The sequence below is a fragment of the Clostridium aestuarii genome (assembly GCF_026735135.1).
Taxonomy (GTDB): domain Bacteria; phylum Bacillota; class Clostridia; order Clostridiales; family Clostridiaceae; genus Clostridium_H; species Clostridium_H aestuarii.
The window spans coordinates 308,955-332,961 of sequence record NZ_JAPQER010000002.1 but is presented as its reverse complement, the minus strand read 5'-3'; the positions used below and the strand labels follow the sequence as shown (position 1 = coordinate 332,961).

24 protein-coding genes and 1 riboswitch are annotated in these 24,007 nt (G+C 27.3%); of the genes, 6 read left to right on the top strand and 18 right to left on the bottom strand.

What is annotated here, in order from left to right; translation table 11 throughout:
* Nucleotides 1–116 precede the first annotated feature (116 nt).
* Nucleotides 117–350 (top strand): hypothetical protein, encoded by a 234-nt coding sequence (locus OW763_RS05790; RefSeq protein WP_268040133.1) that lies wholly within the window; start codon nucleotides 117–119, stop codon nucleotides 348–350.
* A gap of 35 nt (nucleotides 351–385) precedes the next feature.
* Here OW763_RS05790 and OW763_RS05785 read toward each other — a convergent pair whose 3' ends face one another.
* The 3 genes from OW763_RS05785 to OW763_RS05775 all read right to left on the bottom strand — a co-directional run bounded on the left by OW763_RS05785 (nucleotide 386) and on the right by OW763_RS05775 (nucleotide 2,634).
* The gene (locus OW763_RS05785) at nucleotides 386–754 is read right to left on the bottom strand and encodes a hypothetical protein (protein WP_268040132.1); all 369 of its coding nucleotides are present in this window, start codon (nucleotides 752–754) and stop codon (nucleotides 386–388) included.
* An 89-nt stretch (nucleotides 755–843) separates the two neighbouring features.
* Nucleotides 844–1,527, bottom strand: coding sequence for a hypothetical protein (locus tag OW763_RS05780; protein ID WP_268040131.1), 684 nt, complete (start codon nucleotides 1,525–1,527; stop codon nucleotides 844–846).
* A 21-nt stretch (nucleotides 1,528–1,548) separates the two neighbouring features.
* On the bottom strand, nucleotides 1,549–2,634 hold the full coding sequence (locus OW763_RS05775) for a PD-(D/E)XK nuclease family protein (RefSeq protein WP_268040130.1): 1,086 nt from the start codon (nucleotides 2,632–2,634) through the stop codon (nucleotides 1,549–1,551).
* 193 nt (nucleotides 2,635–2,827) lie between these two features.
* Between OW763_RS05775 and OW763_RS05770 the strand changes: the two genes are divergently transcribed.
* Complete coding sequence (locus tag OW763_RS05770) at nucleotides 2,828–3,763, top strand: tyrosine recombinase XerC (protein ID WP_268040129.1); 936 nt, start codon at nucleotides 2,828–2,830, stop codon at nucleotides 3,761–3,763.
* A gap of 87 nt (nucleotides 3,764–3,850) precedes the next feature.
* Here the strand turns inward: OW763_RS05770 and OW763_RS05765 are convergent, their stop codons facing one another.
* Nucleotides 3,851–6,223 (bottom strand): P-loop NTPase fold protein, encoded by a 2,373-nt coding sequence (locus OW763_RS05765; RefSeq protein WP_268040128.1) that lies wholly within the window; start codon nucleotides 6,221–6,223, stop codon nucleotides 3,851–3,853.
* 150 nt (nucleotides 6,224–6,373) lie between these two features.
* Between OW763_RS05765 and OW763_RS05760 the strand changes: the two genes are divergently transcribed.
* Complete coding sequence (locus OW763_RS05760) at nucleotides 6,374–6,781, top strand: hypothetical protein (RefSeq protein ID WP_268040127.1); 408 nt, start codon at nucleotides 6,374–6,376, stop codon at nucleotides 6,779–6,781.
* 573 nt (nucleotides 6,782–7,354) lie between these two features.
* Here the strand turns inward: OW763_RS05760 and OW763_RS05755 are convergent.
* From OW763_RS05755 to OW763_RS05725, 7 genes are all read right to left on the bottom strand, one after another.
* A complete protein-coding gene (locus OW763_RS05755) occupies nucleotides 7,355–8,350 on the bottom strand; it encodes a D-cysteine desulfhydrase family protein (RefSeq protein WP_268040126.1) in 996 nt (331 codons plus the stop codon).
* Nucleotides 8,351–8,609: 259 nt separating this feature from the next.
* Nucleotides 8,610–10,649, bottom strand: coding sequence for a sigma-54 interaction domain-containing protein (locus OW763_RS05750; RefSeq protein WP_268040125.1), 2,040 nt, complete (start codon nucleotides 10,647–10,649; stop codon nucleotides 8,610–8,612).
* Nucleotides 10,650–10,796: 147 nt separating this feature from the next.
* Entirely contained in the window at nucleotides 10,797–11,600 is an 804-nt protein-coding gene (gene thiM, locus OW763_RS05745; protein WP_268040639.1) for a hydroxyethylthiazole kinase, read from the bottom strand.
* The gene (gene thiW, locus OW763_RS05740; protein ID WP_268040124.1) at nucleotides 11,578–12,147 is read right to left on the bottom strand and encodes an energy coupling factor transporter S component ThiW; all 570 of its coding nucleotides are present in this window, start codon (nucleotides 12,145–12,147) and stop codon (nucleotides 11,578–11,580) included. The genes thiM and thiW overlap by 23 nt, the downstream gene beginning before the upstream one ends.
* A gap of 311 nt (nucleotides 12,148–12,458) precedes the next feature.
* Nucleotides 12,459–12,565: riboswitch (TPP riboswitch) on the bottom strand.
* Between the two features lie 131 nt (nucleotides 12,566–12,696).
* Complete coding sequence (locus OW763_RS05735; protein WP_268040123.1) at nucleotides 12,697–13,155, bottom strand: GyrI-like domain-containing protein; 459 nt, start codon at nucleotides 13,153–13,155, stop codon at nucleotides 12,697–12,699.
* 93 nt (nucleotides 13,156–13,248) lie between these two features.
* Nucleotides 13,249–14,154, bottom strand: coding sequence for a helix-turn-helix transcriptional regulator (locus OW763_RS05730; protein WP_268040122.1), 906 nt, complete (start codon nucleotides 14,152–14,154; stop codon nucleotides 13,249–13,251).
* 50 nt (nucleotides 14,155–14,204) lie between these two features.
* The gene (locus OW763_RS05725; RefSeq protein ID WP_268040121.1) at nucleotides 14,205–14,642 is read right to left on the bottom strand and encodes an NUDIX domain-containing protein; all 438 of its coding nucleotides are present in this window, start codon (nucleotides 14,640–14,642) and stop codon (nucleotides 14,205–14,207) included.
* Between the two features lie 422 nt (nucleotides 14,643–15,064).
* Between OW763_RS05725 and OW763_RS05720 the strand changes: the two genes are divergently transcribed.
* Nucleotides 15,065–15,403, top strand: a complete 339-nt coding sequence (locus OW763_RS05720; protein ID WP_268040120.1) for a ribosomal protein L7/L12 — start codon at nucleotides 15,065–15,067, stop codon at nucleotides 15,401–15,403.
* 79 nt (nucleotides 15,404–15,482) lie between these two features.
* Here the strand turns inward: OW763_RS05720 and OW763_RS05715 are convergent, their stop codons facing one another.
* Both OW763_RS05715 and OW763_RS05710 read right to left on the bottom strand, forming a co-directional pair.
* On the bottom strand, nucleotides 15,483–15,782 hold the full coding sequence (locus OW763_RS05715; RefSeq protein ID WP_268040119.1) for a DUF1653 domain-containing protein: 300 nt from the start codon (nucleotides 15,780–15,782) through the stop codon (nucleotides 15,483–15,485).
* Between the two features lie 261 nt (nucleotides 15,783–16,043).
* Nucleotides 16,044–16,223 carry a hypothetical protein gene (locus tag OW763_RS05710; RefSeq protein ID WP_268040118.1) on the bottom strand — a complete coding sequence of 60 codons (180 nt, stop codon included), beginning with the start codon at nucleotides 16,221–16,223 and terminating at the stop codon, nucleotides 16,044–16,046.
* Nucleotides 16,224–16,516: 293 nt separating this feature from the next.
* On the opposite strand from OW763_RS05710, the gene OW763_RS05705 reads away from it, so the two are divergent.
* Nucleotides 16,517–17,050 carry a DUF2953 domain-containing protein gene (locus OW763_RS05705; protein WP_268040117.1) on the top strand — a complete coding sequence of 178 codons (534 nt, stop codon included), beginning with the start codon at nucleotides 16,517–16,519 and terminating at the stop codon, nucleotides 17,048–17,050.
* A 52-nt stretch (nucleotides 17,051–17,102) separates the two neighbouring features.
* Nucleotides 17,103–17,579 (top strand): GerW family sporulation protein, encoded by a 477-nt coding sequence (locus OW763_RS05700; protein ID WP_268040116.1) that lies wholly within the window; start codon nucleotides 17,103–17,105, stop codon nucleotides 17,577–17,579.
* A gap of 154 nt (nucleotides 17,580–17,733) precedes the next feature.
* On the opposite strand, the gene OW763_RS05695 is transcribed toward OW763_RS05700, so the two are convergent.
* From OW763_RS05695 to arsA, 5 genes are all read right to left on the bottom strand, one after another.
* Nucleotides 17,734–19,788 carry a HelD family protein gene (locus OW763_RS05695; RefSeq protein WP_268040115.1) on the bottom strand — a complete coding sequence of 685 codons (2,055 nt, stop codon included), beginning with the start codon at nucleotides 19,786–19,788 and terminating at the stop codon, nucleotides 17,734–17,736.
* 435 nt (nucleotides 19,789–20,223) lie between these two features.
* Nucleotides 20,224–20,643 (bottom strand): hypothetical protein, encoded by a 420-nt coding sequence (locus tag OW763_RS05690; protein WP_268040114.1) that lies wholly within the window; start codon nucleotides 20,641–20,643, stop codon nucleotides 20,224–20,226.
* A 239-nt stretch (nucleotides 20,644–20,882) separates the two neighbouring features.
* Nucleotides 20,883–21,839, bottom strand: a complete 957-nt coding sequence (locus tag OW763_RS05685; RefSeq protein WP_268040113.1) for an MYG1 family protein — start codon at nucleotides 21,837–21,839, stop codon at nucleotides 20,883–20,885.
* Between the two features lie 71 nt (nucleotides 21,840–21,910).
* Nucleotides 21,911–22,126, bottom strand: a complete 216-nt coding sequence (locus OW763_RS05680) for an aspartyl-phosphate phosphatase Spo0E family protein (RefSeq protein ID WP_268040112.1) — start codon at nucleotides 22,124–22,126, stop codon at nucleotides 21,911–21,913.
* A gap of 122 nt (nucleotides 22,127–22,248) precedes the next feature.
* A complete protein-coding gene (arsA, locus tag OW763_RS05675) occupies nucleotides 22,249–23,994 on the bottom strand; it encodes an arsenical pump-driving ATPase (protein WP_268040111.1) in 1,746 nt (581 codons plus the stop codon).
* Nucleotides 23,995–24,007: the final 13 nt, after the last annotated feature.

The following is a 24,007-nucleotide window of genomic DNA, read 5'->3' as shown; positions in this document are numbered from 1 at the left end:
CATCTGATAACGTCTGTATTTCTAATTAATAATCTTTATTATAGCTTTTCTTCCTTATTTTAACTTTGAAATTTAGCTCTCATGGCAATCAATTGAAATAGTATAAATATTCGCAGATGTCTTATTCAAAACAAACTATAGATGATTCCATATCAGTTAATAGCAGTTATAAACTAAGCCCTTCTACAGTTAAAATGCTGGATGAACTTAAGTGCTTTATTTATGATGATCCTTATATTAAGTATCAGGATATTGTAGATGCCGCTATTAGATTTTTTTATGATTATAGAAAAGGCAGTAAGTGTGGTGGTAGACACTTACTATTTTGGGAATTGTGGGTATATGGATAATAAGAAACTGAATTATATTTTATAAATACGTATTATTAATATTTTTCAGCTGCTTCCTCAACCAGTTTCAAAACTGTTGATATATCATCACCTTTGTAAATCCACTGACATTTTCCCATTTTCTTTTCTATTCTCTCTTTTTCATTTAAAATTATTAAGCCAGGTAAGTTTGTTACAGGAACATTAAATTCAACTTCTAAATGTTTTCGTTTCTTCACTACCTTTAAAATTTTCCCTTTATGTCCGTTATAAGTAACTCCTGTTTTATTATATTTAGGCTTAAAAGAGTTGCCCAATATTGAACCTATCTGACTAATAATTTTTTCTGCATAATCTTCAAAATAATAATCTTTACTTTTATCAGCTGATATACTCTTGTTTTCTTTTACTATATTACTAGACATGAATTCTAATTTTTCATCAAAATAATTAAAATCAGTATCTGAAATTTCTTCTAGTACGTTTTTAACTGCTTTATAAATCCCATCATAACTTATTTGGCCATTACCAAAAACGGAGTTGAAAGAAAGTGTACTTTTCTATCTTCATTTATTTCTATTGTATATAATGAATATTTTTTTTTTTTATACATCCAATTTGCTATCAATTTAGTCTTAAAATAATCTAAAACTTTATCCGTAAGTATTTTTTCATAGGAAATAATTAATTCAATACTTTTTTTGCTTGCTATTGTATTCTTTATAATTTCAAATCTTCTTGATAAAACTTCTTCGTGATACACGGATGTTGAATCCCAAATAGAATCATAAGGTAACATCGAATCCTTACTCTTCTTAGGTAAAGGTAACAGTTCACACATAAAATGTCCTGAATTATATCTTCCAAGTAGTTTTCTTTCAAAAACATAATTATTTATATTGATTTTGTTAGGTTGTTTCCCATCTAATGCTAATAAAAATGCAGCCATAAATCTCCACACACAAGATCCCTTAAAACTTTCTAATGGTATATCATATAATTCTTCCCAAACATATCTGAAATCCATCGAAAGCTTATACTGACTCCTCAAAGCAAGACTTTCTTCTAAGCTCTTAGTCTCATTGCGCCATATTTCTGCTCCACCTTCTTCTGTCCCAACAAACCAAATACGTCCATCCAATTGACCATAACCTAACCAATTATATAAACTTGAATATACCATGTTTTCAAATGACATAAAAATTCTCCTTCATATACGCTATTGAATTATGCTACTTATTAATTTTTCTTTATGAATACCTGCTTTTTTATATTCACTGTAAAGAGCATCTATTAATTCATTAAAATCATATTCCCATATATTTATATCAAGTTTTTTTGAAATTGATATATAAGCATGTTTAGTAGGTTTATTTAATTTTTTATACTCCATATGTTGCTTTAATTTTTCCATTTTATCTATCACATCTTCTGTTAACCACTCTTTTTTAGACTTATAATAACTCTCTGTTTCAGCTTGAAAAATGAATTTAATCGTATTATTTTGTATTTGATAGCCTACTTCAAAAAAATGTCCATTATATTCCAATCTCTTTTCTAAAGAAATATGAATTAATGCATTTCCTCGTGTTTCGCTTACACTTCCTTGAATTATTTCTCTTTTTTTGAATTCACATAATATCTTATTAAAAAATCTTTTTTGGAGAATGGTTTCAAGTTGATTATTTAGTATATAAATTTGATTTTTTGAATAATTTTCTTCTTTCTTCTTTTTTTCTTTTTCAAATTTTTTTAATGTACCATCAGTAAATACATTTTTGAATTTTCTATGATCACTTTCAAAAGACTTTACAACTTCAACCATTCTTTTGACGGTTATTATATATTCAGATGCTATAACTCTATCTACTGTTTTTGTTTCTATTTCTTTGATAATTTGATTTTCCAGAGCTTCCACTAATAACTCGTAGGATGTATTTTCCCAACCTTTTGATTCTGCTTTTTCAGGTATTAATGTCAAAAAAATATATACTTTATCTTTTGTTTTAAAATCTTCATTTAATATTTCTTTATATCTTTCTAATTGATTTGAATGCTGATTTGACTTTACTTTATTTTCTATCGCAATTACTTTATTATCTGTTTCAATTACTATATCAATATTCTTATATTCAGTGTATACATTGAATATTTCTCCAATTTCTTTTCTAGATATTATTGCAGATAATGCTGCTAATTTCTCCTTTTCACTCATAGCATCGCAATCTTTGGAGAATAACCATGCTATAGTTTGAGAATGAATCTTTTCCATATCCGCTAATCCTATGGAATCAAAAAAACTCATTTAATTCACTCCTCTTTATGTTGATTAGTATTTTATGTCATATCTTTTGTTGAACTCAAATTCATAAATAACCTTCAAATTTAAATTATTTGCGAACCTAAGTTGGCCAATATTTACTTCTCTTCAAATCATAAATTTTTACTTTGTTTATAATTTCTAAAATCTGTTAAAACTATAGCCAAGAGGTGATTATATGCAATCTAACACAATTTGTCCAATAGTTGAACAATATTTAAGTTACCTTGTTGTGATTAAAGGTCGTGCTGATAATACAGTTAAAAAATATCGTACTGATTTACTTATGTTTTTCAACTTTATTATGAACTTACGTAACATTCCTATTATTGATGAAAACTTTGCTCAGGCAGATTTAGAATTTATAAAATCTATTACTCTGCATGATATGTATTCTTTTATTTCTTATTGCCAAAAATCATTAAATTCTTCACCTGGAACTAGAGCTAGAAAAATAGTATCCATACGTCAATTCTGGAAATATCTTAAAACTAAAGCTCATCTCATTGATAATAATATTGCTGAAGAATTAGAAACCCCAAAATTACCAAAACGAATACCTAAATATCTTAACTTAGAAGAATCTGTTCGCTTGTTACTTAAATGTAAGAAATCTCCTAGAGATTACTGTATAATTACTATTTTTCTTAACTGCGCATTAAGATTATCTGAGCTTGCTAGTTTAAACATAGATCAAGTAAATAATGATATTTTATCTGTAGTGGGAAAGGGCAATAAAGAACGTAAAATCTTTCTAACGCCCGCTGCTAAAAAAACTATTAATGATTGGTTACATATTAGAAATGCAATTGATGTCAATACCAATGCTTTATTTATATCTAGAAACAATAACCGTATTACTACAAGAGCTATTCAAAATATTGTCAAAGAATATGTTATTTCTTCTGGACTTGATCCAAAATCTATATCAACTCACAAACTTCGTCATACAGCTGCTACTCTTATGTATAAATACGGTAAAGTAGATATTCCCTCTCTACAGCAAATTCTCGGTCATGAAAGCGTTGCAATAACTGAAATCTATACCCATATTGATGAGCATCAACTACAATCCGCTGTAAACTCTAACCCCCTTGCAATGATGTTTAACTGAACCAAAGAGACACCTAATATTGTGTCTCTTTGAAGAATAAACATAACCTGTGCAATTGTATGGATAATTGGAAGTTTATGATATTTATTATTGTAATTTATATTGAAATATTTCTCCATGATAATATGTATATTTTGAAGCTTCATAAACTATATCTTCGAATTTCTTCATCGTAACTTGACTAAAATTCTGCTTCACATATTTACTAAATTTAGATAATACGATATTTCTAATGTTTATAGCTTTATACTTTTCAGATTGAATTTGCTCGTTAATAATATCTGATGCATTTTCTGTTTCTTTCCCAATACTATCCCCAAATATATCCTTATAAAACTCACAAAATATATTTGGTTTTAATATTATACTAGCAGCTCCCGTTAATAATAGGCGATACATATTTTCATCATAATAATGCTTGTACTTTATAAGAAGAACTGTATTGAAAAATCTTTTAATCTTTCTTGGGCTAGTATTATCAAAAAGAAAATCTATTTTTGAAATTAAATTTATATCATTATCAGTTAGACTTATCGTGATTAAATTATCTTCCCCTCTTTTTTCACTATCCTCATCATTTTTACCGCTGGCAACTTCATCCATACTGAATTTTACATCTTCATTGTATTTATTTTCTTTTATGTTAGTTTTATTTTCTTTTTCATCACTGATTGTTTCAGTTAAATCATCACTTGCATCATTATCTATTTTAAAAGTTATTTCTTCACCTAATTTTTTTATAAAAGATGACGAATTTCTTATACTTAATGGCTCTATCCAAAATGGAATATGTATAATTTTTTCTAAATAATTAATAGCAAAAAAATTCTTATTTTCATTATTGTTTTTCTTATTATTGATCATTTTATCATATATACTTGTAATGCAATTATCAATCCATTTTGAATCTACTGCTAGAATGACAATGAACATATCTGTTGAGAGTAATAATTGTATAGCTTGTAATACTTGTACAACTTTTTCTTCTGGACATCTGTCTAAATCATCAACAACTAATATTATTTTATTTAAGTTTAATTCTTTATCATTTATAACTTTAGTATTAATAATACTATTTAAATTATCTATATCTTCTTTTACAGTATTAATAAATCCCATATTATCTCTATAACCGTTTGTAGCTAATTTTTTCATAATATAATCTCTTAAAAAACTAATTGTTATATTATCATCATTCAATTGATTAAATTCACATTCTCTTTTATTTCTTTTACTTTTTAATATCGTAAGACAACTCTCTCTATCGTTAATTCTTTGTATATTTGGTCCTACTTCAGATAATACTTTTTTTAATAATTTATTATTGGTGATTCTACTAATATATTTGACTGTTAGTTTAACGCCAACTAATATAAAGGTAAGAATTTCAGAAATACCGCTATGAATTTTACTATATTTTAGTAGAGGTAAACTTACTGATATTACTGTTCCCAAAATAGCTATCCAAATGACACTTTTATAATTTTCTTTTATAACTGAAATAAGACTTACAACCTTTTTAAATTCCTGTTCTAATTCCCTAATATTGTCATTAATATCATTAGCCTGATTTAATAATGACTTAAATTCATCTATTTCTCCTACTACAGAACTTATATTATTAATAATATGCTCTATCAATTTTTTCTTGTTGTTTTTTAGATTTTCTTCTAGGATTGATATCTTATGATTAAGTTCTTTAATATTATTGAATTTGTCTTCTTTCAAAAATTCCTTATAATGATTTAATTCTTTTAAAAATTCATTATTGTTATCATCGTGTTTTATTTCTCGTATCTTATTGTTTATAGTATCAAATATTTTGTAGACTAAATTAACAACTATATTGGAATCATAATAATTCCACGCATTAAATGGAACTATCACACATTTATCATTTAAATTACTTTTTATCATTTTAACTAAGGAATCAGCAAAAAATGTCTTTCCTGCTCCCCAACCTCCAAAAATTCCTATAGTTAAAGGTAGTCTTAAGTCTTCGTGAACAATTAAATTTACAAATGCCTCTATATCTTTTGATATATTTAAATAATCATCTTTGCAATGTTCCTCGAGTATTTTCAATCCAAACTTAATCTCCAACTTAAAATACTTGGTATACCCCACCATATTATTTTTATTTGTATATTTATATTTTACAGTTATTTCAGGTTCACGATTTCCAATACAACTCTCCTCATTATCTTTCATATGTCTTGAGCAAAGATAAGGGCATGTATTATCTATACAATAACTTGTAACTCCATATTTGTATTCTTTAAATAAAAATGTAGCATATTCAGCAATATGATTACAGCCTTCAACTGAACATTTGACATTATTCTTTAATTTAAAAGTTAATTTTATATTTTCGTCCTTCAACATTATATCATTTTTCTCTTCTTCAGCATTCTTTAAAATATCAATTTGTATATTATCTATACTTTTATCTGCTGACATACTATTACTATCCTCCATTATTTTCTTTTATATTTACAATTAACCAAATAAAGTATATCATATAGATATAAATTTACATAATGTAACTTTATTGTTTTAATTATTATTACAATTATGAAATATTTTGTAAAATAAGAGAGGTAACAAACAATGATTATTTCATTAAGAAAAAATAATGACCACTTTAATAAGTATTTAGCTACACAAATGCAAACAATGACTCCTGATAATGAGTTTCCGTTCTTGCTAAATTTATTTGATAAAAGTATAAAAGAACGGGTGTCTGTTGATTTACATTTTGATACTAATTATGGATTAGAAGTTATTAAAGGTAAAATAAAGGATGTTGAGTTGAATATTGGAAGTGGCATAAATGATGTCAACATTAAAATTATCTTCTTAAAGAAAGATAATTCTCTGATATGTTTTGATTGTGACCATGTAGGTAGTTCAACAGTTAGGTATAATGAACACTCCGTTCCTGGAAAATTTAATAAATATTATATTTATAATAAATATTGCTCAGTAAAAATTGGTTTTATTTTTCACAATATATAGATTTCAATTATTGCTTATATTTTTAATTTAATGAATAAAGTGGATTCACCACACTCATTAAGGTAACTATTAAAAGCTGCAAATATATTATTTTCAGTAGATTTGTAATTTTTATATTTAAATATAATAGCATCTTAACAAAAAAGACTATGTTCTGTGTAAACTGTATGTCCATCTCTACTTCCCGTTATAGTTATAATTAATTTCATTTAATAGATTCTTAAAACTTCAGACTATCATCATATCCTCCCTATCAAAACATCACTTTCAACTTTATACAATATAATACATATTATAACATTTCAACACATTCTAAACAATTAAGTTGTAAGAGCAAAAATCCTCTTGTGTAGCCCTTTACTACAAATTTATATATTAATCATATAATTAACTCAACATAAAAAAATGCGTCAAAAGCTCTCGCCTTTTACGCATTTCTTCCCTGTAATATTCCTCTGTAGTTTCTGCTGCTGTATTTCTATAGGATATAAAAAGCAGATAAGTTTTGGTTATAATTCATTGTCACAAAAACTTATCCACTTTAAACAATTATTCTCTTAAACTATATCATGCTTATTTTTCAAACTGAAACATATCTTTCTTTGGAAATATTCCAAAAATACCACCAGTATGAATAAACAGTACTTTTTCTCCCTTTTTAAAATTCCCTTTTTTTATCTGATCTACAAGTCCAAACAAAGCCTTTCCTGTATAAACAGGATCAAATACAATTCCTTCTAATCTAGCTATATCTGTAATAAATTTTAGTTCTTCCTGTGTGCTTTTAGCATATCCTATGCCTCCATACCCATCAATAATATTGATATCTTCATCAACTAATGGAATTTCCACATCCATAAATGCAAAACTTTCTTTCCATATTTTCTTTATTTTTTTAACAAAATATTCTCTATCATCACAAACATTTACTCCCACAATTTTAGTTTCAGGCAAATACAATTTTTTTCCTAAAGATAAACCTGTATATGTTCCACCTGAACCAATGGGAGTTACTATATAATGAAAAGTAATATCCTTTTGTTTACATTGTTCACTTATCTCCTCAGCAGCTTTTAAGTATCCAAAGTTACCTATTCCAAAAGAAGCTCCTGTAGGAATTATATATGCTTTCTTTCCTTCTTTCGCTAACTTATCTTGTAACTCCTTCAATATTTCTTCAAGATTATTATCATATTTATCATGATCAATATAATGAATATCTGCCCCTGCTAACTTATCCAAAAACAAATTTGCTTCTATTATAGGAGTATCAAATTTTTTTAATACTACATGGCAATCAAAGCCTAACTTAGCGGCTACAAAAGCAGTAGCCCTACAATGATTTGATTGAATACCTCCACAAGTAATAACAGTATCATATCCCTTATCTATTGCATCAGCCATTACAAATTCTAATTTTCTGATTTTATTGCCCCCAACAACACTCCCAGTAACATCATCTCTTTTTAAATAAATTTCTGGACCACCTAATAATTTACTTAATTTTTCTAATTTATGAATCGGTGTTGGTAATAAAGCCAATTTTTCTCTCCTTGGATAATTAAACACTAAAAACGCCTCCTTGTATTATATCAATTTACTCTAATAAACAGTTTCTCCAAAAACAATGACTACTATCTGAAATGATTTTAACTTTTTGATCTCCTTGTTTTTTATATAAGCAAATATGATACCAACTTTTTCGAAATCATTTCAAAGCCTTTAAATGGTTATTTTTATAATACAAATCGTTTATATCTATAAAACAATACTGAGTTAATAGGGTTAACAGGCGAAATACTCTCCCATTAACCCATTTAGCTTAGTGTTATTCTTCTATAAGTTTTATGCCTTCTTTAGTAATAGTACTTCCACCACGACCAACTTCAACATTAATATACCCATAATTCTTAAGATCATTTAAAATTTTTCTAACATCATACTCGCTTAAATGTATATTGTTTTCAAATGCTTTTTCAGATATACTTCGTCTTCCCAATTTAACTCTATTCTTAAATGAATCATAAAAAAGTTTCAAAACAAAAGTTTCTCTTTTATTTAATTTTGAAATAGTTTCCGATGTTTTTTTAAAATTAATAACGTCTAAATACTGCTTCATATGAAATGGAAGATGTTCTAATGTTATTAAATTAGTCCCAATATTATCAAAGTATTCAATGCAATTTTTAAGTTCTCTAATATTGCCATGCCAATTATAACTCTCTAAAAATTCCATAACTTCACTTGATATTTCAAAATTAAAGTTATTTTCTCTTTTGAAATGTTCAAATAATATACTAATATCTTCAACTCTTTCCCTGAGAGATGGTATATTGATGGGAAGAACATTTAATCTATAGTATAAGTCTTTTCTAAAAAGCCCTTTTTCCACTTGTTCAAATAAATTCCTATTAGTTGCAGCAATAATCCTAACATTAACCTTTATCACTTTGTTTCCACCTACACGCATTACTTCCCCTTCTTGAATCACTCTAAGTAATTTCACTTGTGATTCAAGAGGCATCTCACCAATTTCATCCAAAAACAAAGTTCCTTTATGAGCTAATTCGAATATTCCACTCTTTCCCCCTTTTAAAGCTCCCGTGAAAGCTCCACTCTCATATCCAAATAATTCACTTTCAAGTAAGTTTGATGATAGTGCAGCGCAATTGATTGCTACAAATTGTTTTTCTTTGATAGGAGATGCATTATGAAGTGCTTGAGCTACTAGCTCCTTACCAGTTCCACTTTCTCCTGTTATCAACACTGATGATTTAGAATTTCCCATTCTAAGTACTAATTTTTTGACTTCCTCAATAGCTCCACTTTTACCTATAATATTATCAACACTGTATTTTGCAACATGACCCTTATTAGCAAGTTGTAATCTCAGTATATTTTGAGTGTTTTCTTGTGATTCAAAACTCTCAATTATTGCATAGGCACCATCATTAACTTCTACCTTTTTATTAGTACTTAATTCAGACACAGGAAATATGGAAAGTGTTATATTATTTCCATTTATCTTAATAAGTTTGTTCAGTATGGGCTTTTTAGTCTTAAAAAATTCTTTGAACCCAAGTTCTGGTAATATCTCATTAACATTAGTACCAATATATTTAATGCTTTTTCCAATTATCTTTCTAGCATTTTTATTAAAATTTTCAATTATACATTTCTCATTAACACCAATTACACCCTTTTCCATTATTGATAATAGAGTATTGAATTGATTTTTTTGTGTTTTAGATTTACTTATTAGGAATTCAACACCTTTATCATATGAGACTATTTGTTCAAAATAATCTGACATTCTCTTTTCAGTAAGTGCATCTTCTAAATTAAGTCCAATAGCAATATCAACAATAGTATTTTTGTCGAATACTCTATACCCCAAATCTAGTATTTTATCTACTCCATCAGGAACAAGATTCCTTTCACCAGTAATAATAGCAGTTTTTAAATTGAGAATTTTATTCATATTTGGATACACTGGTATTAGTTCATATTCATCAAATCCTAATTGATATAAGGTTGCAATAGTTTCTATACACATTTCAAAATTTTGATTTACAAGCATTGCAGTTTTATCAATTTTACTATCTTTAAGCATATTAAAAGCATTTTTAGAAAGAGTTAGTTTTGGTATGATAACCTCTACATTATTATCTATATATTTTTTTAATACTTCATATTGAGAGTATGTACTTATAAGAACAGCATCTACTTCTTTAATTTTCTGAACATTATTTGTTTCAAAAGAATATGTAAAAATATCAATGGTATCGTTAAATACTTTAGATACTTGATTCTTATATTCAATTCCAACTTTTTTACTATATGTAATAATTCCAAGCCTTTTTCTCATAATTTCCTCCACAATTTAGAAAGTGATTCTTCTTGATATTTTATTTTTAATAAATCTTAATTTTTCAAAAAATAAAACACTAGCCTAATATTAATAATATACTAAGCTAGTGTTATTTTAAACCTGTCTATTTCCAAGACAAACACTTTATTGGAGTTTTGATTTATATCTTATTTTTTTTATTAACATATCATCAGAAATACTAAACATATTATCTATAAGTTCAGTTCTGAAACTTCCAGTACCTTTAACATTTTGAGAAAGTTCACCGCATATTCCCATAAGTGCTATTGCAAGAACAGTGCTATCCAGTATATTTCCAGAAGAAATATAACTCGCTATAAGAGAAGTAAGCATACAGCCTGTCCCCGTTATCATTGAAAGCATTTCACAACCATTTGTTATTAAATATGTATAAGTACCATTTGTTATTATATCTAACACTCCTGTTACTGCAATAACAGCACCTGTTTGTAAAGATAATGTCTTTAACATTTCTATACTTTCATCAGAATTTTGCTCTGTTACAATATCACATGCTCCAACATCAATTCCTTTTGAATTACTTTTTATACCACAGATTGCTTTTATTTCAGACATATTACCCTTAATAACACTTGGATGACATTCTGAAATGAATTTTTTTGCATAATCTAGGCGAAGTTTACTACACCCTACACCTACAAGATCAATTACTTGTGGAATTTTCTTTTCAAAGGCTATTCTACCTGAAATCAACATAGATTTCATTCTATTATCCGTTATATTACCAAGGTTAACCCCAAGTGCTTTAGAAACAGCAGTAATTTCAGAAACCTCTAAAGGGTGTTCAGCCATAATTGGTTTTGCACCAACAGCAAGAACCATATTTGCACAATCATTTATTGAAATGGGATTTGTAATACAGTGGATAAGGGGTTTCTTTAATTTAACACTCTGTTTTATTTGCAATAGGTTGTTTATTGTAAGTTCTTGGTTTGTCATAAAATTTTGCCCCCAAACTTCTCTGAATTTTTGCAAGCATACCTGTTTTGCTTAATGCCTTGAGAAAAACAAATGCAATTGTTCCTCCAATAAGTGTTCCCATAATAAATGAAGGAACATAGAACATCCATGTAAGTCCTGTCCTACCCCAAATAAATGTCATAATAGGATATGAAAGTATAGCTCCTATTATACCAGTTCCTATAACCTCACCTATAATCGCACAAATTAAATTCCCCTTAGATATTCTGTATAAAGTCCCAGACAAAAAGGCTCCAAAAACTGCTCCACTTAAAGCTAAAGGTGGAATTCCCATGAAAAACATTCGTATCACCCCAATCAATGTAGCACATAGCAGTGAGTACCAAGGTCCAAGAATAACAGAACATACGATGTTAATAAAATGTGCCATAGGGCACATTCCTTCAATACGAAGAATTGGTGAAATTACAACACCCATTGCCACTAGCATTGCCAACATAAGTTTTTTTAATAATTTTGAGTTTTTTTCCATAATAAAATACCTCCTTAATAATATTTGTTTTCCCAATATGTCATACAGGAAATAAATACCATTATAGAGGTGTAATTTTATCGTAACTAAATAGCAATTTCCCATATGACATAAGACATATTGGTCGGTCGAAGCTCAAAAGCTTCCTCTCACCTTGAAACACAAGTTCCCTCGCTATTTAGTTGTATTTTTTATATAAAAGCATAGGGCGCTCCCCCTTTGCTTATTGAAAACATAATCCTTGAAACATAAAAAAATGGGATACTCCGAATAAGGCGCATCCCATTTATACTCATAAAATATATAAACAAATAGTATAAATTAAATATTTCCTTACGCCGGCATTATCCGAATCAAGTTATGGGTCGAAGCATAAACTTCCTCTCAGCCTGCAGTGCAAGCTCCCCTTTTTTAAAAATTATATCATATAATTTTCCTAAATACAACATAATGTGCAATAGAACTAAAGTATTCCTTACCTTTATATTTCAAATATTTCAGATTCAATAAAAATAGCATCTTTTTCTTAGATTATAAAACAACGCTACATTAATTCAATGATATAAATATATCTATAGTTTGGTTGTTCATATCTTCTGAATCATTGTGATACAATTCAAAATCACTATCATATTTTCTATCCAAATCCATATCCCATATTTTACACCACGCTTCACCTACTGCTTTAACCATGTTACCTTTAACAGTAAACTTTGCATACTTTCCTTCACTAATTATTTTTGTGTCAAGACCATCACTATTAGTGGTTTCTGTCACTTCACAACAGCACATAAATGTATACGGTGCGGTTACATCATCTTCATACTCTGTATATAATCCTATTCCTTTTCCATCAACCTTATTTTTAATAGTATCATAGACACCTTCACCAATAAACTTTTCCCACATTGCTCCAATATCCTTCATTGATTGTCCATTTTCATTCGTTGTCCTAATTGATTTTCCAACAACAACTTTCTTAGCTAATGTTACTACTTCATATTTCATATTTTTCACCTCATTATTTTATTTATTCATTTTCTATGACCTAAATATATAATAACAAAGTAAATATGACACCAGTATGTCATGTTTGAAAATTTATTTATACTTTTTCAAAGTTAATTCTAGTTTGTTTTTAATAATGCCTCGTATATATTTTGGTTCAATAATATTAATATATTGACCAAAGGATATTATATAATTATATAACCACTCATCTTCTGCTACCATAATATTAATACTGAAACTGCCATCCTTATTCCTAGTAATATCTTTTTCATCAAATTCATCATAAACTCTATGTTTAACTTGTGATGAAAGTATAATTTTTAAATTAATTACATTTGATGTATGTTGATAAGAAAAATTTGTTTCAACTGAATTATAACAATTCCTATCAAATGTACCCTCAGTTACTATCAAATCCTTTATCCTATATACCTTAAAAGTGCGAAAATCGTTTTTCAATAAACAAAATGCTTGCAAATACCATGCTTTATGTTTAAATATTAATTTAATAGGATTTACTATTCTATTTGTTTTATCTCCAGAAAAATTATAATAATTAAATTTTATACTTCTACAATTAGTTAGTGCAAATTTTAACATTTCAAATTTTGTTTTTTCTGCTTTTGAACTTCCCCAATTGGAAAAGTCAACTTCTATCCAATTATCAATATTTTTATTAAATAAGTTCTTCAATTTTAAAATTGCACCATCAACATTTTCATATTCAGTAGCTTTAAGTATTTCTAATCCAATTAATAGATTATTCTGTTCTTCATTTGATAAAACAGACTTATTCATTACAAAATTATTTAGTAGACTTATCCCTCCACCATTTCCTTTATTCGCATAAATCGGTATTCCAGCCATAGAAAGTTTTTCTATATCTCTATATATTGTTCTTTTAGACACCTCAAATATTTCAGATAATTCCTTTGCAGTTACCCGTTTTTTATCTAATAATATATATACAATTTGAAACAATCTATCAATTTGCATTAATATCACCACCCAAAATATTATAACAGATAAATATAAGAAGTTTGTTTTTATCTAACATAGGGTCCTTTATTAGACAAAGCATCACTTAACCATTTAGGATCCATTTTTAATATATTTGAAGGCAATTGGTTTATAGGGAAAAATTTAACTTCTAAAGTTTCTGGAGAAGTAGTAGAGATTTTCCCTCCAATTATTTTAGCTTGAAAACAACAAGTTACAAAATGTGTTATTCGTCCATCAGGATATTTAAAAATTTGAGACTCTGGATCAGAATACACTCCTATTAAACGTAGTATTTCAATATGCAGACCTGTTTCTTCAAACACTTCTCTTATTCCAGCATTAATTACTGTTTCACCAGGTTCTACATGCCCTGAAGGTATCCCCCAAAGATTAACATCCGCTCTTTTTTGTAATAAAACATTGTTTTCATTATCAAAAATTATAACAGCTACACCTGGACAAATTTCTTTAACTTTTTCCATAATATCTCCTCCTTAATAAAAAAGCTTCTTTTATTTTATTCATAAAAATTCCTATAGAATAAAAAACAAGCCCGAGAAGATAAGAATTCAGCGTATAGGAAATACGCTGAACCTTCCCCCTCGGGCATTTTATTCCAATAGGTGCCTCTTGTAAAACAAGAGATGTAGCGCTTGGTCTCAGCCCTTAATATTTTAAGGCGGAACCCTAGCTACCTAGTCCCAGTTCAATAAAAAATATTTTATATCATTTTTTAAATTCTACCATAAAAAGGTTTAAAAGTCCAAAGTAGGAATACCCTTCTTTGTATATATATCTTTCCCCTATCTCCTTTTCTAAATTAAATGATATAATATACAAAAGTAATCTATGACGTAATCATAAGATATTATGAAATTATTGAACTTTAAAAGGGAGGAATTATATGTTGAAATCAAAAGTATGGAAACTATGGTTTTTTGCAGCCATTTGTTTCTCATTTACAGGTATAATGAGCTTAATTGGAGAAAAAAATTATATGGGAATTCTATATATATCGTTAGCAGCATTATATTTTATTTTAAGTATAACTAATTATAAAGCTAACAATAAATCTAATGAAATTAAATTATCTGACACAGAATTGCAAAATATGGATATTGAATTAATAAAACTAATTACAGACGGGAAAAAAATTAAAGCAATAAAAAAATATAGAATGGCTACTGGAGTTGGATTAAAAGAAGCCAATGACCATGTTGATTCATTGAGCGAAAAAATCTAAATTTCTATTGTATTCAAAATAATCATAAACAAAAATAGAGCCTGCTGGCTCTATTTTTGTTTATGATTATTTTGATGTATTAAACCTCGTTTACCCTTTCAACTTCTATTGGTTCAAACCTATATTCTTGATTAGCATTAGGATATTTATTTTTATCCACTTTACTTAAAAACATATCTTTAGGTCTTGCATATGCTTTACAATCACCATATAGTGCTTTATAAACAACTAAATATTCACCTGTTTCAGTATGCTGAACTATATGTAGTAATAGATAAAAATTTCCTTTAAAATGTCTAAAAATTTTTCCTATGTAATTTTCTAAATTAATACTATTTAAGTCTTCTGATACAAAATTAAAAGATTCGTCAACTTGCATTACTAATCCTCCTTTTCTTGCTGAATGATTTATTTAAATCGTTTAAAAATTAATTTGAATTAAATAATATATTCTATAAATATATCAAAACTCCTTTAATTACTATATTTTAGTACAAAAAAATACCTCACTGTCAAAAATCTAGGTGAAGTAATCTTATAAAAAATAAAAGATCCAGACATTAAAATTTAGGTTTCAAGTCTAAAAATATATAACTAGGCCTGAATGTATTTTTCGCCCGTATACTAAGAATATATTAAATTAATGTATTGATTTTGTTAACCCATAAAACGTGTATATTAAATAAATCCCCAAAATAATATAAACAATAATTATTGTATAATTTGGTTTCTTTTTTTCTTTCCTAAAACTTTTAGCTAATTCATGTAGCGGTTCTCCTATTTCTTTATGAATAATCTCTTGCACATCTTTCTTCTCCATATGATTACCTCCTCTGAATAAATATATGCTACTAAAAATAAAAAACATCGAGCTTTATTTGTCTTTTGTTACTTTGCTATACCATTTTTGAATCTCTATATAATATATATATTTCTTACCTTGCTTTATATATGATATTAAAATTTTTATTCAGTTTTTTGTATTACTACCATACATTCCATCTATTCACTATTATAGAAATTATAAAGATTTTAACCATTAGTTTTATAAAATATTTAAATTAATAATACCTAATACTATTAATATGAAAATACAAAACGGAGATGTTTAATGTGATATTAGTTTGGCTTTTAATATGTATTTTTCTAACAATATTAATTTTAATAACTATAGTTCCACTTAAAATTATATTTAATTCAGATGAAAATCTCGACTTTCATATTTTAGTAACTTGGTTAAACCCTTTTTTAAAAGCAAGTATACAAAATAAAAACACTATTATTTTTCTATCATTATATTTATTTAATAAAAAAGTATTAGCAAAACCTATAAAAGCAAAAGCCAAAAAGACAAAAAAATTAAATAATAAAAATAAATTATATTATTTACGACAAGTTAAACCATATTATTTTAATATTGATACTTCTTATGGGTTTAAAGATCCATCAACAACAGGAATAATATATGGAATAATAAATTCATTTACAAAGTTAATAGATTTTAAAAATATACGTAATAATCCAAATTTTGTTACAGAAAATAATTATTTTAATGTTAATGGCATTATAAAATTACACATTGTTTCAACAATTATAAAATTATTGTCATCATATGTAAAATCACATAAAGTTATTTACCAAAAATAAAAATGCTTATATTAATTTATTAATATAATAAAAAAATTAAGGAGGACTAACTATGCAAGATATTCAAAATGTTGATACCCTATTTACAGATTTACAAAACTTAATGAAAACAGAGTCTTTTATGGGTGCTCCTGTTAACGTAGCTGATAAAACTTTAGTTCCTGTTATCTCAGTTACAGTAGGTTATGGAAGTGGAACAAGTAAAAAACCACCTGTTACTACAAATGAAGGAACTGGACTTGGTTTAGGAGCTAAAATAAAAACTAATGCTGTTGTAGTTATAAATAAAGATTCTGTTTCTATGCTTCCAGTAAATGCAAAAGGTAATGTTAATAATTTACCAAATGATAATAATATCATGACTACCTTAGTGGATAAAGTCCCTGAAATGATAAATAATTTTAAACAAGGCGCTCAACCACAAAATATGGGTCAAAACCAACAACAAAACCAAGCTCAAAACCAACAACAAAACATGGCTCAACAACCACAAAACAAGGCTCAAAATCAACAAAAACAAAATAAATAATTAATATGTAATGTGGATATAATAGAGTTATTCTAACACTTATTTTTATGAAAATATGATTTATTAAGGTTTTATGTAAATAAAAGAACCTAAAGAGTCATCTTTAGGTCAATCTGTTGATAAACATACTTTATCAACAGATTTTTTATATTCTTTACCCAAGAAAATCTTTCAACTTAATAAATTCACTCTTCTCCCCCGTATAGTATAAAACCAATTGATGTAATGCTCTTGTGCAAGCTACATAAAGAAGCCTTTTATCAAAATCACTTTTATAGTTTTCTTTTGAAACATTATATATAAGTACTACATCAAATTCTAAACCTTTTGCTAAATAAGAAGGTGTAACTAAGATCTTTATATCAATACTACATCCTAGTCTGTCTTGTATATTTTTTGCCTCTTTTTCATTTTTACATATTATAGCTATAGACTTATATCCCATTTCATAAAATTTAGCTATATCTTGATAAATCATTTTATTAAGCTCAGTTAAATTATCTATGTATTTAACTTTTGGAGCTGTCTCATGTCTTTCAAAAGATACAATCTCTTGACTATTACTAAGCAATCTTTGATTAAAATTATTAATTTCAAAAGAAGATCTATACCCTTTGTTTAAAGTAATTTTTACCGACTTTTTTTTATGAAGTATCTCTTCTACACAATCATATAAATTCTTCTCTCCATGTTTTTCAAGAGTTTGATTAAAATCGCCCAATACAGTATATCTTGCATTTTTAAATAAAAGTTTAAAAATATGATAATGTATTGGATAATAATCCTGAGCCTCATCTATTACCACTTGTTTAATTTCCCTAAATTTCTCATCACCTTCCATGTTAATCTTAATATATAAAAGTGCAGCAGCATCTTCATAGGATACATTTCCTTTATTAAGTTTTTTATTTGTTTCAAATATAATTTCATCTATATTTTCTGGTAATTTTATACCTTTAGATAATTTTAAAAATAAAATTTTATCCTTAAAAAGCAATTTATATACTTCCATATAATCTACTTCAGTAAATCTGTGAATATACTTCATAAACTTACCAGCTTCTTTAATAGCTATAAGTCTGCTGAAAGATTTTATCTCAAGCATATGATTTTCTGTAGTTCTTTCCACAACCTTCTCAATCATTTCAAGTCTTTTCTTTCTTAGTGGATAAATCTTATTTAATATCATATTCTCTATTCTCGTTAGCCTTTTAGCTATAGGAATATTAATTTTATTATTAAGAAATATGTTTTTTAATTCCTGTCCTGTTTGAATTGTTTTTCCATGATAGTACACATCTTTAAATGGAATTAATTTTCTCTCACAATATTTAAGCAACCTATCTAGTATTTTTACAAATTCATTTGACCCTTTGAATTTTATACTTTCAAGCTTTATCTCAAACTTATCACTTCCTTGCAATGTTATGAGGTTTTCCATCTGTTTTTGCCTTTTCTCACCTTTAACAAAATCATCAAAGATTAACTGCTCTACATTTTCCTCACCAAGCTCTGGAAGTACATCAGAAATATATTTACTAAATATAGAATTTGGAGAAATTATCATAATATCATTTATATTTAACTTTGAACTCAATCCTTCATAAAGCAAAAATGCTATTCTATGAAGTGCAATAGATGTTTTTCCGCTTCCCGCAACACCCTGAACAATCAAAAGGTCATTTTCAGTATCTCTTATGATAATATCTTGTTCTTTCTGAATTGTTTGAATGATACTTTTCATTTTCGAAGAAGCATTTCTACTTAATACTTCTTGAAGTATTTCATCATTTATTTTTATACTACTATCAAAAAAGTACTTAAGCTTTGAGTCTTCAATTTCATACTGCCTTTTTAATAAAACATTGCCATAAATTATACCTGCTGGTGATTTATAAGATCCTTTTCCTAATTCATTTCTATAAAATATACTTGCTATAGGTGAACGCCAATCATATACAAAAATATCATCAGTTCTTGTATCCATAAGATTATATACTCCAATGTAAATTTTATCTACAATATTAAAACCATTTTCACCAAAATCAACTCTTCCAAAGTAAGGAGATTTAATCATCTTATTATATCTATCAATTCTTTTTTCTGTACTTATATAATCTCTTGTTTTTGTATTAACTTCACTTAAATATTGGTTCATCTCTGATATTCTTGCAAATTCCTCGGAAGCATGCGCACTTTCTTCCCACATTTCTTTTCTTGAAGCTATAGTCTTACTTCGTTTTGTATTTAAAGCCTCTTTTTCTTTTTCAAGTTCAGATTTAATGGTAAATATAACTTTTTCAAGATAAACTAGTTCTTCTTTTTGGATTCCATTAAAAGTATTAATTTGACCACTTCCTTATAATTTTTTTGTGAAAATCATTGACATCCTTACTATCTTTATGATAAAATTATTGTATAATTTATATGAGATATGATAAGATTGTTATAATTGTACACAAAATTTAATTATACTCTGAATATATAGTTTTGTAAAGACTATATTCAACTTATAAAGTTCTTCTTTCAACTCTAAACTCAAGACTAAAAAATAAAAAGTATCAGTCTAAACCAATACTTTTTAAATCTTATTTACATATTATATTTTCTAAACTCTTCTAAAATATTCAAAACTCTAGATGCTTTAATTATGACTTCTTGGTGTAACCTCTTTTATAATTAGTTTCGCCCAATCACTATTTGTGTTTTCAATCCACTCACACTCAACATCTAGAAATTTAAGCCACGCATTAACGCCATAACTTTTCTTATTTATTTTTGGTGATTTTCTTCCGTATATTTCTTTTATCTTATCTAATAATTCTATTTGCTCTTCCTTACCTAATTCCTTATCGATTAATTCCTCTATAATTGCTATGCATTCTATATAGGCCTTTCCATCTCCTAAATAAAATTCATCCGCATATATTTGTCTTTCCTTATTTAACACATCACTTATTTCATTGATTTCATCTTTGTTTGACAAATACCGTTTAACTCTTCTTAAAGCTTCAATATCCTTATCTAACCTATTTATTTTTTTTTCTAAATTTTCAAATTCCATCTACATTTCTCTCTTTACATATTTATTTAATCATTATTGCTTAATTATATGTGAAATCATCAATTCACTCTAATAATATATTTTATATTATATGCACAATGACCATTTGTTTATTATAACACTAATTGTGAATATATATCTACAAATTAAGCTAATATACACAAATTTAGCCTTAAAATCCTTAATTTCAAGAAATCTTAATAATAAATTTCTAGTTTTTAATCAAAAGTGTAAGAAATTTATTTTCTTACAAATAATTTTCTTACACTTTTTATAATTTTAGCTATTATATTTTCATGCTTATAAGGCTCATGACACTCATCTATTGCAATTTGTGCTAATTTCTTAATTCCTTCTAATGAGCTAGCTGCTGCAATGAATCTTCCAGTATGACAGAATATTGCATCACTAACTCCTGTCACTTTTGCAAGTTCTTCATCTCTTTTACCTAGCCACGCTTTAGGGAGTTTCTTTCTATCTTCGCCATCTTTTCCTCTTACAGTCTGTATAAGATAATTAGTTTTTGTTTTAAAAATTACAAACAATATTTCCTCATCTTTATCAGTTTCCTTAAGTGCTTCTATATATGGACAATATGTATCAAGTATAACAACTTGCGGAATTTCCCTAGTTTCATAAGCTTTTATTACCTTCTCTTTAGCTTTAAGTACAGATATTTTAAAGTTTATTTTATTATTTAAAATTGATGCTGCAAATTCAACTGCTTTATTAAAATTCTTGTTTTCATTATTTTTCTCATACCATACTGGATTAAATCCTGATAAAATCGAGGAAATATTCATCAAAGGAACTTCTGATTTATCTATCCATATACCATTATCTAAAGCATCTATTCCTTCAATTAAGTTTCTATCAATAAATTTAAAAACATCATCAATTTCCTCTTCATTTAAAGCTTGATCCTTAAAACTTATTACATCTCTTCCAAACTTATTCCATACAAGCCCACAAGATGAATATGGTATGCCATCTTCTCTAAGTACTTTGTCAATACCATGATGATCTAGTTCTCCACCATTGACATCATATACTATATCCAATCCATCTAGTATTTTTTTATCTCTTGTTCTTGTCAATTCTGTTATGAAAATCTCATTTAGTATAGCTGTTGCCATAACTTCATCAGCATGAAATTTTCCATCATGCGTTCCTATTCTCTTAAATTGTTTTTCCACTTCTATATCAACTACCTTTTTACTATGAATTTTTATAAAGATATTAATTTATTCTCGCTAAAACTAAGTCTTTATATATCTTTTAAACTTAATTTCAAATTTGATATAACATTTAAATTGTTTTTACACACAACACACTTATATACTAAATCATCCAATAGTTGACTTAATTTAATTACTTTATCATCTACTAAATTTTGCTTTTTTTCAACTATAATATTGTTTAATTTCTCCTTACCCTCTTCTATATTATAATTCAAATCACAATTACTGCATAAAAAACTCATAATGCCACATCCTTATATTAAATGTTTACTAAATTTTCTTTATATGAATTGTATCATATTTCAATGTAGAAATATGTGTTATTTTGTCAAATAATAAAAATTTTCATTAATAAGATATATCTTTATCTTAATAGTTCACTAAGCTTTTCACCTTTTACTTCTTCTGCCTTCCATTCAATAACTGCAAACTTACCATTAGATATTTCATTTACCTTATTAATCCACTGAATTTCATTGCTTGCCTTAGCTTTTAATATTTCATTAGTTGTATTAGTAGCATACATACTAGAATTAATTACCCACCATTTGCTGTGAATACCTGCTCTTTTTAAATCTTCCTGTAATCTCATGGCTTCATAAACTGGTGTGGTTTCTGCAAGAGTTACAATAATAACCTCTGTATGTTCTTCATTTCTTAGTTTAGGTAATAGATTCTTAACTGACTCTGGTATATCTCCTTGAGAACGCTGTATTTCTTTATTATAGCTTTGAGTTGAATCTAAAAGTAATAAAGTATGACCTGTAGGAGCAGTATCAATTACCACCACTTCATTTTCTGATCTTTTAACTATTTCTGCAAAAGCTCTAAATACTGCTATTTCTTGAGTACATGGTGACCTCAAGTCTTCTTCTATATACTCAATATCTTCTTCACTCATAGTCTCGCTGGCTTTACTAAGTACTTCTTCTCTATATTTTGCTAATTCTTCTTTCTCATCTATACTACTAAGCGTAATTCCTAAATTTTCATCTAAAACAAACTTTAAATGAGCCGCTGGGTCTGTGGTTGTAAGATGAACCTTTTTGCCTTTGCTTGCTAACCCTAAGGCTATTGCAGCAGCAATAGTAGTTTTTCCTACCCCACCCTTTCCCATGGTAAAAATAACTTTCTTATCTGTATTATATAGATCCTCTATAACAGTTTTTAATTTAGGAATTTCATTTATAGTTAACTTTTCATCACTATATTTAATGTTGTCTTCTTTTAAAAATGCTCTTACATTTTCAAGACCTGTTATATTATAAGGTCTTAATGGTATTTCAAATGTTACTAGATTAGTTAAATACTTTGGTATCTCATCAAGAGCCTTTTGTTGCTTTTCATATAAAGCAGTTGATAATATGTCATCATGGATTTGAAGAACGCCATTAATAACTAGAATCTGATTTTTTACACCTATATCCTGCAACTCCTTAGATGCTCTTTCAGCTTCCTTTAATGGAGATACTTCTGGCTTTGAAACTAAAATTAGTGTAGTCATATTCTTATCAGCTAATGCCTTTACTGCATTTTTATAAACTTCTTTTCTACTTTCAAGACCCGCTAACTGACCAAGACATGATGCCCCATGAGTGCTTTCACTGATAAAATTGCTCCATGCTGATGGTAGTTGTAACATTCTAAGTGTATGACCTGTAGGTGCTGTATCAAATATTACATAGTCAAATTCTTTTTGGATTTTTTCATCTGTAATAAAGTTTGAAAATTCATTAAAGGCCGCTATTTCAACAGTACATGAACCTGAAAGTTGCTCCTCCATATTTTTTATTACTGCTTCAGGAAGTTTCCCTCTATACGGACCTACAACACTTTCTTTATATTCATTTGCAGCATCTTCTGGATTAAAATTTGCAACAACAAGATTTGGCACTTCCTTTATTGCAACACCTTTGTTATTAAGCTCTGTATTAAAAACATCTTGCAAGTTCGATGCCGGATCTGTACTAACAAGCATTATTTTCTTACCTTGGTCTGCTAATGTCATGGCCGTAGCACATGCTGTTGATGTTTTACCAACTCCACCTTTTCCAGTAAAAAATAAATATTTGGTTAACTCTATATCATTAATATTAAATAACTTTGACATATTTACACACCCT